Here is a 12,339-nt window from a genome sequence, read left to right as displayed (position 1 = left end):
ACTCCACTACTTTACAATAAAGAATGCAAAACGATTGAGAATTTCTGCAATCAGTATTGTTGCGCTACTTACTATTACCATGCGCAATCCTGAAGTAAATACAGCATTATGATATTTCCATACACTGTATCCCATCATTAAAATACCAAGAATTGACAAAATCCATGCAGATATTCTTAATCCGAATGTTTCATTATACGCAATGATAGGCGTATGAGGGAATGTTATTACATCATTAGTTGAAATGACTGATGACATCCATTCTAAATAAAAGGGTTGCTCCACCATACGTAATGTCACTGCAAGAAAAATAACGACTAATGCACTGATTACAATTCGTTTAGCTAACTCTCCATTCACAAATGCTTTAACGCGCAATGCGGTGATCAATAATGCTATCGCGGCACCTGATGAAAATAATGCTCCGATAAACATAACGTAAGTATTGGCATGCATCCATGTCAGCATTGATGTGTTGTAATAAAGTGATGCCATACAAATTATATCGATGATGCCAAACAAACCAATAACTGCTAATAAAGTTTTGTTCATACGTCCTTTAATCAAAATTACTAAGGTATAAAGGCATAATGCACCAAGATAAACAGCAGCAAATATGATTTCACGACTCAACCATGATGAAGAAATATGGCGTAATGCATGAAAAGCATTCCATGGATATCCCATATGCAGCGTTGATGCTAATAATCCTAAACATCCTAAAATAGTGGCAGTTAATAACACGGGTCGCATAGCAATCGTGGCTCTTTGATTACCAATCTCTTTTTCTAACCAACAAAAATAAAGAGCCGAAAAAAGAGTCACGCCAACAGAACTCTGGACGAATAAAGTAAATGTCACTAATGGCCATTCATTCATGCTTGAACTCCTCCCTTTTTCGTCGCGCCAGTATGAGGCTTGATAACTAAATTTGGATTAGTCATCGTAAAGTCAGGTAATCCTTGAACTTGGCTTAAATGACCATATTTCGCTCTTAACTCTTTAATCTTGCCAAACTTAATTGCATTTAGCGGGCATGTATCAACGCAAATTGGATTTTTGCCTTCTGATAGTAAATCAATACAAAAATCACATTTTGACATTTGTCCGGTCTCTTCATTCATTTGTGGTGCACCATAAGGGCAAGACCACGCGCAATAACCACAACCTACGCATTTAGAGGTATCAACACGAACAATGCCATCACCTTCACGTTTATGCATTGCTGTTGTTGGGCAGTTTTTCACACAAACGGGTGATTCACAGTGGTTACAAGAAATAGTTAATGTGTATGCAAACACATTATTAACCAGACCACCTTGTCCTGTTGGTACAAAACCGCCCCCTTTTACTTCATAAATACGTCGAAAACGGCGGCCAACTTCTAAATTATTTTTATCTTTACATGCTACTTGGCAAGCTTTGCAACCAGAACAACGAGAGGAGTCAATAAAGAAACCGAGCTGTTCATCGCTTACCGGTGCATATTCTTTAAAGTCACTCATGCTTTGGTTACCTCAACTAAAACAGTTAAATGCGAGTTACCATGTGATAATGGTGTCATTCGTGTCGATGTTAAAACATTAGGGCATCCACCATGATCAACTCCGTTTTCATCGGGAGCCCACCAAGCACCAGCTTGTAAACCAACAACTCCAGGAATAATGCGTTGTGTTACTAATGCGGGGATCTCAGTGATCCCGCGATCGTTATAAATACGCACCATGTCACCATCTTTGATACCTCTATTTTCAGCATCAATTGGATTTATCCACGCCTCTTGACGTTGAGCTTCTTTTAACCAAGGATTAGCATACTGTGTTGAGTTGGCTCGATTTTTTCCTTTCCAGGTCAACATTTGCAATGGATACTTTTCTGCTAATTTGTCTTCTGGGCCTTCAATTGCTGGCACATAATGAGACAAAGCTGGAATATCAGGATTATTCATGTCATAAAGACGTTTAGAAAAAATCTCAATTTTACCTGAAGGTGTCGGGAATGGATTATTTTCAAAGTCATTAATATTTTTTTCAAATGCAACAAAAGGAGCATCTTTAAAAAGGTAATGGCGTGTTTTTTGTAACTCTTCAAAATTAGGAAAGTCAGGTCTATCTTCAAAACGTGTTTTGTTAGTATCAACAAGGTGGGAAATCCACTCTTTCTCACTTCGACCTTCAGTGAACGCTTCTTTTACACCCATTTTTTCAGCAACTTCCGTGATCCATTCATAATCAGAACGGCGTTCAAAAGCGGGCTCAATAACTTTCTCAGAAAGTAGAAAATAATTACCTGTTCCCCATGTGTTGCCTATGTTCCAGCGTTCCAAAAAACTGGTCTCTGGCAACACTAAATCAGCATATTTTGCTGAAGGTGATAAATAGAGATCACTAACAACAATAAACTCTACTTTTGATTCATCTGCTAATAATTTTGCTGCTGCATTCACATCGGGATTTTGGTTAACTAAATAATTGCCTGCTAATGAGAAGATCATCTTAATATTAGTATCAAGTTTATCTGCATCAAGAAGCCCATCTTCAGCACGAACTGAACTTGCATCTTCAACAGCCTGCATCCAGTTCATAATAGAGATTTTGGCTTTTACTGGATTTTCACCAATATTAGGCCCATGTATAGATTGACGATTACCAATACCACCATATCCTGCTGCCCATGCTCCTTTCTTACCAACATTTCCTGTAATGGCTGCGAGTAATGACGAGCCTCTGGCACTACGTTCACCACAAATATGACGTTGAGGCCCCCAACCTTGAATTAATGCGGCTGGTTTTGTCATGGCATATTCACGAGCTAACTGACGAATAGTGTTAGCAGGGACTCGTGTAATATTTTCAGCCCATTCTGGCGTTTTCAAGACACCATCTTTCATGCCTGTTAAATAGGCAACTAAAGACTCATTAGCGGGAACACCTTCTGGCATATGCTCTTCATCAAAACCAATTACATATTTATCAATAAATGGTTTGTCATGAAGATTTTCGGTGACAATGACATACATCATTGCATCCATTAAAGCATTATCTGTTGTTGGTAAAAGCGGTATCCATTGATCAGCGAGAGATTGGGCGGTATCGGAATAACGAGGATCAACCACAATAAATTTAGTCCCATTATTTTTCATTTTTTGAAAATAATGGTTAGTATGCCCAAAAATGGTTTCATTCGGATTATGACCCCATAAAATCACTAATGGTGTATCTTCAAGGGTGTCTAGAGAGCTACCTGTTTTGGCAATACCATAAGTATAAGGCGTTACCTTTAAGGTGTTACCTAAACTGACTGAATGGTAATAAGGAAGATACCCTCCTGTTAAGTTAAAGAGTTTCTTCATCATGGTATCACCAGAGAAGATCCCTCCTGTTACCGCTGTGCTCACTGTTAAAAAACGACTTGCAGCACCATGTTTCTCCGTTAAACGTGTCACATTTTCTGCAATTAGTGTTGTTGCTTCATCCCATGAAATGCGTTCAAATTTACCTTCACCACGTTTGCCGACCCTTTTCATTGGGTATTTTAATCTATCAGCATGATAAGAAAATTTACGATAACCTCTGCCACGCACACACGCTCGCATAATTGGCATGGTTTCATCTAATTCATTATCGGGTCTCGTTGTAATTCGAGTGACAATTCCTTCCTTTATATGTGCTCGAATATCACATTTCCCACCACAGTCAAAAGTGCTACATGTTGCTACGACAGTAGCGGGAGTGGTGTCTATTTTTGCCATTGGTAAGCTTTTATCTGCATTAGCGTATGCATTTCGTGCGAAAAATGGCACAGTGACTAGTGCAGCGCTTGTTTGAACAAAGTGGCGACGGCTCAATGACATCATCCCTTTGTTTTTCTCACTTTTTTCTATTTTTTTCATTAGTTTATCATTCTCACATAACAACTCTCATTAGTGAAAATGATAAGATATAGTGGTAAACCCTCATTGATGTACATCAATACCACTTAATAGGTAATAGAATGTTTCAATTTTCCGCACTTCTTTGCAGATCCCCCACTTTTTATAAGGAAAAGCTAATTCAAGTTAGCATTAAGTTGCATCAAAAATACATCTAGTTAACTTTACCTATATTTATGTTAATAAAAGAAAGAGTTATGTATAAAAAACACGAATTTAAGGTAAAGCCGTAAACTAAATGTCAATATAAAGATAGAAAATATTGAAGCACACCTTCATTTTTGGCTTTTGACGAGGATAATTTAGTAATAGCACTATAACTTCATTAGAAAATCGAATAATATACCAATTGAGTATAGGGTTAGCGCAAATTGTTCTAAATAAGCCTTTAAGCAAAACATCGTTTTTATCAAGATACATGTTTTGTTACATTCAGAATTATTTCTACACGTATCGTTATTCCCCTTACCAATTACTGCAATATGTGTTAAAATTGACGCATATCAATATTTTTATTTGTAATGAGCAAGCTTATGATCCCAGAAAAACGCGTCGTTCGCCGAATCCAATCTGGCGGTTGTGCAATCCATTGTCAGGATTGCAGTATTAGCCAGCTCTGCATCCCGTTTACTTTAAACGAGCATGAGCTTGATCAACTCGATAATATTATCGAGCGTAAAAAGCCCATCCAAAAAGGTCAAACCTTGTTTAAAGCAGGTGATGAGCTGAAATCACTTTATGCCATACGTTCTGGTACAATTAAAAGTTATACCATTACGGAAGAAGGCGACGAGCAAATAACAGGATTTCATCTTGCTGGTGATTTGGTTGGATTTGACGCCATTATTAATACCGAACACCCTAGTTTCGCTCAAGCCTTAGAAACATCAATGGTTTGCGAAATTCCATTTGAGACTTTGGATGATCTGTCAGGCAAAATGCCTAACTTACGTCAACAAATGATGCGCCTGATGAGTGGTGAAATCAAAGGTGACCAAGAGATGATCTTACTGCTATCGAAAAAGAATGCAGAAGAACGTTTGGCTGCTTTTATTTATAACCTCTCTCGTCGTTTCGCTCAGCGTGGTTTTTCTCCTCGTGAATTCCGTTTAACTATGACCCGCGGTGATATCGGTAATTATTTGGGTTTAACCGTCGAAACGATTAGCCGTTTATTAGGTCGCTTCCAAAAAAGTGGCATGTTAAGCGTTAAAGGTAAATACATTACCATCGAAGATGGTACGTTATTAAGTGAACTAGCAGGTAAACTTCCTTCGTCAGCTGAAGTTTAATCTGTGTTACATTTCACTCGCTAATTTTATAATGGGGCACACAAATTTGTGCCCCATTTTCTATTTTGTACTATTGCATTTTATCTTCTTGGGTTATCTTTAAATTGTAGATGGATAAATCCAGCCCTAAAGAGGATATTACAATGGAAAAATATCAAAACCTTCTCGTTGTCATTGATCCTAACCAAGATGACCAACCAGCACTTCGCCGTGCTGTCTATATCGTTCAGCGTAATGGTGGGCGGATAAAAGCTTTTCTACCTGTTTATGATCTCTCCTATGACATGACAACCCTTTTATCTCCCGATGAACGCAACGCAATGCGCAAAGGTGTTATTAGTCAAAAAGCAGCTTGGATCAAACAGCAGTCTCGCTATTACCTTGAAGCCGGTATAGAAATTGACATTAAAGTCATTTGGCATAATCGCCCTTATGAAGCCATTATTGAAGAAGTTGTGGCACATCAACATGACTTACTCATAAAAATGGCTCATCAACACGATAAATTAGGTTCTCTTATTTTTACTCCTCTAGATTGGCAATTACTTAGAAAATGCCCTTGCCCTGTTTGGATGGTTAAAGATAAAGAATGGCCTGAATACGGCACTATTGTCGTAGCGGCAAATTTATCAAATGAAGAATCTTACCATGATGCTCTTAATCTAAAACTTATCGAATTAACTACTGATTTATCTCATCGCATACAAAAAGACCCTGATGTTCATCTACTCAGTGCTTATCCTGTTGCACCGATTAATATTGCGATTGAGTTACCTGATTTTGATCCTAATCTTTATAACAATGCACTTCGTGGTCAGCATCTTATTGCGATGAAAGAACTTCGTCAGAAATTCTGCATTCCAGAAGAGAAAACACATGTTAAAGAAGGATTACCAGAACAAGTTATTCCTCAAGTTTGTGAAGAGTTAAATGCAGGTATTGTTGTTTTAGGTATTTTAGGAAGAACGGGGCTTTCAGCAGCCTTCTTAGGAAATACCGCAGAACAACTGATAGACCATATTAAATGTGATTTGTTGGCCATCAAACCTGATGGTTTTACCTGTCCTATTACAGTTGATAGCGATCACGATTGATTGTTAAAAGTATCCATTAAAAAAGCCAGTCAAAGAATTGACTGGCTTTTCACTATCTGTATCTATTACAGTTACAGTGCTTTTAAAATTGCATCTACGCTAGCTTTAGCATCGCCAAATAACATTTGTGTATTCTCTTTAAAGAACAGAGGATTTTGAACCCCTGCATAACCTGTATTCATTGAGCGTTTAAACACAATGACGTTTTGAGCTTTCCACACTTCTAACACTGGCATACCTGCAATTGGGCTATTTGGATCATCTTGTGCTGCTGGGTTTACCGTATCGTTAGCACCAATAACTAAAACAGTATCAGTATCAGAGAAATCATCATTGATTTCATCCATTTCTAATACAACATCATAAGGCACTTTAGCTTCCGCTAACAATACATTCATATGGCCCGGTAAACGCCCTGCTACTGGATGAATACCAAAACGCACTTTCACACCGCGTTGACGTAATTTTTCAGTGATGTCATGCACAGGATATTGTGCTTGTGCAACCGCTAATCCATAGCCTGGGGTGATAATAACAGAAGTTGAATTTTTCAACATATCAGCGACTTCTTCAGCCGTTGTTTCGCGATACTCGCCCATCTCACCTTCTTCAGTTGGAGCTGAACCATCTGTACCAAATCCACCTGCTATTACGCTAATAAAAGAACGATTCATCGCTTTACACATAATATAAGAAAGGATCGCACCTGAAGAACCCACTAATGCACCTGTTACAATTAACAGGTCATTGCTCAACATAAAGCCTGCTGCTGCTGCTGCCCATCCTGAGTAAGAGTTCAGCATCGAAACAACAACTGGCATATCAGCACCACCTATCGATGCAACTAAATGCCAACCAAATGCTAATGCAATTACAGTCATTACTATGATTAAGAAAACTTGTAAGCCAACACTGTCGGTTTTAACAAACCAAACCATCAATAAGAAAGAAACAACCAAAGCTGCAAGGTTTAATTTATGGCGATTAGGCAACATCATCGGTTTCGACGACATTTTTCCACTTAATTTACCATAAGCAACAATTGAACCTGTAAATGTAACAGCACCAATGAAGATCCCTAAAAAGACTTCTGTTAGATGAATATTCACCATCACAGGATCCATTGCCGTGTTGTGGTCAAGATAACTGTTAAAACCCACTAAAACAGCTGCGAAACCTACAAAGCTGTGTAAGATTGCAACTAATTCTGGCATTTGAGTCATTTCGACTTTTTTAGCTAAACGGATACCAATAACAGCACCGATTACCATTGCAATAATGATCCAACCTACATTGCCAGCATAAGGTCCAAAAATGGTTGCGAACAGTGCAATCGCCATCCCTGCAATACCAAAGTAGTTACCTTGTTTAGAGGTTTCATGCTTTGATAAGCCGGCAAGGCTAAAAATAAATAATATCGCGGCGACAATATATGCCGCTGTAACAACTCCGCTGGACATAATTGTCTCCCTTATCCTTTACGGAACATTTTCAACATACGTTGAGTAACAGTAAATCCACCAAAAATATTAATACTCGCAATTAAAATTGCGACAAACGAAAAGAGGCTAACCCAACCACCACTCCCAATTTGTAGTACAGCACCGACAACGATAATGCCTGAAATTGCGTTTGTAACTGACATCAATGGTGTATGCAATGAATGGCTAACATTCCAAACAACGTAATATCCCACCACACAAGAAAGCGCGAATACCGTAAAGTGAGATAAAAACTCTTTTGGTGCAACATTGGCAAGCCATGCAAATAATAAGAAAGCAATAGCTAATAAGCCGTATTTCTTCCAAGGTGAAACAGGTTTAGCAACGGGTTTCTCTTGTGGTTTCGCAGCAGGTGTAGCTTTAGGCTGTGCTGAAACTTGAATCGGTGGTGCAGGCCATGTGACTTCACCAGCACGAATAACAGTGACGCCTCGAATAACAACATCATCAAAATCAATATTGATATTGCCGTCTTTCTCTTTACAAAGTAATTTCAGTAAATTGACTAAATTAGTACCGTAAAGCTGAGACGATTGTGCCGGCAAGCGAGCGGCAAGATCTGTATAACCAATAATTTTCACACCATGTTCTGTCGTAAAGACTTCATTCGGTACGGTATATTCACAGTTCCCCCCATTTTGGGCTGCAAGATCAACAACCACACTCCCTGGTTTCATTGAATCAACCATTTCTTTCGTGATTAAACGAGGTGCTGGCTTTCCTGGGATTAATGCGGTTGTAATGATGATATCAACATCTTTTGCTTGTTCTGCAAATAACGCCATTTCAGCATCAATAAAGGCTTTTGACATTACCTTGGCATAACCATCACCACTGCCTGCTTCTTCCTTAAAATCAAGTTCCAGAAACTCAGCGCCCATACTTTGGACTTGTTCTTTAACTTCAGGACGAGTATCAAATGCACGAACAATTGCGCCAAGACTCCCTGCGGCACCAATCGCAGCAAGACCTGCAACACCGGCACCAATAACCATCACTTTAGCTGGTGGTACTTTACCAGCTGCAGTAATTTGCCCCGTGAAGAATCGGCCAAATTCATGAGCGGCTTCAACAACAGCACGATAACCTGCAATGTTTGCCATCGAGCTCAACGCGTCAAGAGATTGCGCACGAGAAATACGTGGCACACTATCCATGGCCATGACGTTAATGTTCTTTTCAGCTAGTTTTTCGAGCAATGACGCATTTTGTGCTGGCCATATAAAACTCACTAATGTTGCACCTTCTTGTAATAATGTTATTTCATTATCAAGCGGTGCATTTACCTTCAAAATAATGTCTGATTGCCAAACATTTTGGAGGTCGAGGATCTCAGCGCCAGCTTCTTGATAAGCTTTATCTTCAAAACTTGAAGCAATACCAGCACTATTTTCAATTGCGACTGTAAATCCTAATTTTATGAGTTGAGTTACTGTGGCAGGTGTTGCCGCAACCCTTGTTTCATTAGAAAGCCGCTCTTTGGGTATACCAATTCGCATAATTTTCCCTTCTTATCCATAGAGTTCTGTTAAAACTTCTCCGTTAACTTCACATTCATGCAAAAAAAATGTTAAAAATAATAATATGCATGCCATTAATCGGAGCTCTAATAACCTACTGAAAATAAAACCAATAATCTATATCTGTGTAAAGCTAAAATTGAACTTAATTGGATCATTTTAGTCGAAAAGGCATATTTATGAATTATTCACTATATTCAGGTAAATATCTGGTAACATATACTGGTCATTTGACTCTGTGGTGATTCGCTAAATAAAATAATGCGACAAATGCTATTATTACATGTAATAATTAATCCCTATGTGATAAACCACTACGTTCAGCACATGACCAATATTAATTGCGCAAGGCGGAAGGATTTTGTATGAAGCTGAAAACCTCAGTCATCGCAGCAGCGATGTTATCTTTAACTAATATCACTGTTGCGCAGGCTGCTCAGGAATTAACCCCCGAACAAGCTGCAGAACTAAAACCATTTGAAAGAATTACAGTTATCGGTCGTTTTAACGCTATTTATGAAGCCGCTGATGCGGTATCTCGTCGTGCGGATAAAGTCGGTGCTGATAGTTTCTACATTCAAGGTCTAGATGATATTAGTGATAGTGGCAACATGAGTGTTACTGCTGATCTATACCATAAAGATGCACCCAAAGCAGAAGAAGAAAGCTATCGTGTTTTTCATGGCGTAACTGAATTACCAAAACCTGAAGCAATTCTGTTACAACCATTTGATACTGTTTCTATCCGTGGTTACTTCCCAACAACCCCGGATATTAACGATGCAATTGCAAAAGCGGCAGCTAAAAAAGGTGCTGCATCATTCTTTATTGTACGTAATGTATCGACAAATGATGGTGGTAACCAAGAAGTTACAGCTTATATCTACAAAAAAGATGCACCTAAACGCGCTATTCAAGCACCAGAAGCGGTTGTTCCCTATGATTCTGATGCCGGTCGCGCACTTATTGCAGAAGGCGGAGTCGCTGCTAATAAAGTTGAGAAACCAGGTCTTGCATCAAACACTGATTTTGATAGAAACGTAGGTGCATTTGCTGATACACAAACTTCAGGTACAGGTGGTCGTTACACTGTAACATTACCTGATGGCACTGAAATCCAAGAAGTCAACAAAGCTGCGGCTGCGTTAATGGATCCTTTTGATACCATTACATTTAGCGGATACTTTGTAAACTCACCAGAAATTTCTTATCAGGTTGCTAAACGTGCTGCCGCAAAAGGTGCCAAGTATTACCATATTACCAATGAATGGCAAAGTGATGGTGGTACAGTCACTATTACTGCTGACTTATTCAAGTAATAAAACTTCCTAATTTAAAAAAACCTTGCTTATGCGAGGTTTTTTTTACTCAAAATATAATCAAACAAACCACATTTTGTAAAAGTGCATAATTTTTATGATTTAATGCATAGACAACCAAGTTAACTCTCCGTAAAATCTCGCTGTTTTTTAGTGTTTTTATCTTTATTTAAATTTGAGATATTCATATTTATTCTATTTACTGACCAAAAAATAAGAAAATACGCTATTTATTTACAATTTTAATCACGTAGGTAATTATCCTTGAATAAGAAACTTGGCTTAATATCACTCACCGCGTTAGTGTTAAGCTCAATGGTTGGTGCAGGTGTATTCAGTTTGCCTCAAAATATGGCTGAAGTTGCTAGCCCTGCTGCATTGATTATCGGCTGGGTAATAACGGGTGTTGGGATACTCTTTCTTGCCACGTCTTTATTGCTTCTCTCTCGCCTGCGGCCTGATCTTGACGGTGGTATTTTCACTTACGCTAAAGAAGGATTTGGTGAGTTTATTGGTTTTTGCTCTGCATGGGGTTATTGGGTTTGCGCAGTTGTCGCTAACGTTTCTTATCTTGTTATTGTTTTTGCAGCCTTCAGTTTTTTTACAGATTCCCCTGAAAATGTCATTTTTGGTGATGGGAATACTTGGCAGGCCTTAATAGGAGAATCCATATTACTTTGGGTTGTCCATTTTCTTATCTTACGTGGTGTACAAACAGCCGCCAGTATTAATTTAATGGCAACAATGGCAAAACTTATTCCGCTAGGATTATTTGTTATTGTCGCCCTATTAGCTTTCAATATGGATATATTTACCCTTGATTTTCAAGGAATAAATATGGGTGTTCCTGTTTGGGATCAAGTTAAAAATACAATGCTGATCACGCTATGGGTATTTATTGGTATTGAAGGTGCCGTTGTCGTTTCTGCAAGAGCTAAAAATCGACGAGATGTTGGTTTAGCGACTGTACTTGCTGTTGTTATTGCTCTGGTTATTTATATTCTTGTGACACTTTTATCACAAGGTTTAGTCAGTCAAGCTGATTTAGCCGCAATGAAAAACCCATCAATGGCTCCTCTGCTTGTACAACTGATTGGTAGTATGGGTGAAATAATTATTGCCGCAGGTCTTATTTTATCTGTTTGTGGTGCATATTTAAGCTGGACAATTATGGCCGCTGAAGTTCCCTATATCGCAGCATTGCATCATTCATTTCCTAAACAACTCAGTAAGCAAAATAAAAATGATGCACCATCATCTTCATTATGGTTTACCAACTTAGCTGTTCAATTCTCTTTAGTATTAATTTGGCTAACAGGAAGTAACTACAACACACTACTGACTATCGCCTCAGAGATGATCCTTGTTCCTTATTTCTTAGTGGGTGCTTTTCTATTTAAAGTTGCTATTGCACGTAGTAGCCGTGCTTTATTACTGATAGCTATACCCGCAAGTTTATATGGTTTATGGTTACTTTATGCGTCAGGTGTTATTAATTTATTGTTATCTGTTGTACTTTACGCACCTGGTATCCTAATGTTTTTATATACACGCAAACAGTATAAGGATAAAAAACCGCTACTCTCAAGTGAGAAAATTCTGTTAGCTCTTGTCTTATTTGGCGCTATTCCGGCATTGGGTTACTTAACTATTTACTAAAGATAATCTGAGGGGTACTGAA

Annotated in this window: 9 protein-coding genes; 4 read left to right on the top strand and 5 right to left on the bottom strand. The window is 38.4% G+C overall.

All coding sequences use genetic code 11. The annotated features are described in order from the left end of the window. Nucleotides 1-6 precede the first annotated feature (6 nt). Genes ABN217_RS02680 through ABN217_RS02670 form a run of 3 tightly spaced genes read right to left on the bottom strand, consistent with a single transcriptional unit; the run spans nt 7 to nt 3,892 of the window. Nucleotides 7-879 (bottom strand): dimethyl sulfoxide reductase anchor subunit family protein, encoded by an 873-nt coding sequence (locus ABN217_RS02680; protein WP_196552968.1) that lies wholly within the window; start codon nt 877-879, stop codon nt 7-9. Beyond that, nucleotides 876-1,505, bottom strand: a complete 630-nt coding sequence (locus ABN217_RS02675) for a DMSO/selenate family reductase complex B subunit (protein ID WP_196552967.1) — start codon at nt 1,503-1,505, stop codon at nt 876-878. The genes ABN217_RS02680 and ABN217_RS02675 overlap by 4 nt, the downstream gene beginning before the upstream one ends. Then, a complete protein-coding gene (locus ABN217_RS02670; RefSeq protein WP_349439033.1) occupies nt 1,502-3,892 on the bottom strand; it encodes a DMSO/selenate family reductase complex A subunit in 2,391 nt (796 codons plus the stop codon). Before ABN217_RS02670 ends, ABN217_RS02675 begins: the two co-directional genes overlap by 4 nt. 572 nt (nt 3,893-4,464) lie before the next feature. Here ABN217_RS02670 and fnr point away from each other — a divergent pair. Next, nucleotides 4,465-5,223: a fumarate/nitrate reduction transcriptional regulator Fnr gene (gene fnr, locus ABN217_RS02665; protein ID WP_072068170.1), complete on the top strand. Its 759-nt coding sequence runs from the start codon at nt 4,465-4,467 to the stop codon at nt 5,221-5,223. 143 nt (nt 5,224-5,366) lie between these two features. Further along, on the top strand, nt 5,367-6,317 hold the full coding sequence (gene uspE / locus ABN217_RS02660; protein WP_109408129.1) for a universal stress protein UspE: 951 nt from the start codon (nt 5,367-5,369) through the stop codon (nt 6,315-6,317). A gap of 71 nt (nt 6,318-6,388) precedes the next feature. On the opposite strand, the gene pntB is transcribed toward uspE, so the two are convergent. Then, nucleotides 6,389-7,777: a Re/Si-specific NAD(P)(+) transhydrogenase subunit beta gene (gene pntB / locus ABN217_RS02655; RefSeq protein WP_349439034.1), complete on the bottom strand. Its 1,389-nt coding sequence runs from the start codon at nt 7,775-7,777 to the stop codon at nt 6,389-6,391. Between the two features lie 11 nt (nt 7,778-7,788). After that, the gene (gene pntA, locus ABN217_RS02650) at nt 7,789-9,318 is read right to left on the bottom strand and encodes a Re/Si-specific NAD(P)(+) transhydrogenase subunit alpha (RefSeq protein ID WP_349439036.1); all 1,530 of its coding nucleotides are present in this window, start codon (nt 9,316-9,318) and stop codon (nt 7,789-7,791) included. 386 nt (nt 9,319-9,704) lie between these two features. On the opposite strand from pntA, the gene ydgH reads away from it, so the two are divergent. Both ydgH and ABN217_RS02640 read left to right on the top strand, forming a co-directional pair. Then, nucleotides 9,705-10,658, top strand: a complete 954-nt coding sequence (gene ydgH / locus ABN217_RS02645; RefSeq protein ID WP_196552963.1) for a DUF1471 family protein YdgH — start codon at nt 9,705-9,707, stop codon at nt 10,656-10,658. Between the two features lie 264 nt (nt 10,659-10,922). After that, nucleotides 10,923-12,317, top strand: coding sequence for a basic amino acid/polyamine antiporter (locus tag ABN217_RS02640; RefSeq protein ID WP_196552962.1), 1,395 nt, complete (start codon nt 10,923-10,925; stop codon nt 12,315-12,317). Nucleotides 12,318-12,339: the final 22 nt, after the last annotated feature.

Origin of the sequence: Proteus sp. fly-1067, assembly GCF_040139345.1 — a bacterium.
GTDB lineage: Bacteria > Pseudomonadota > Gammaproteobacteria > Enterobacterales > Enterobacteriaceae > Proteus > Proteus vulgaris_B.
The sequence above is the reverse complement of the archived record's forward strand: the minus strand, read 5'-3'. Positions and strand labels throughout refer to the sequence as shown.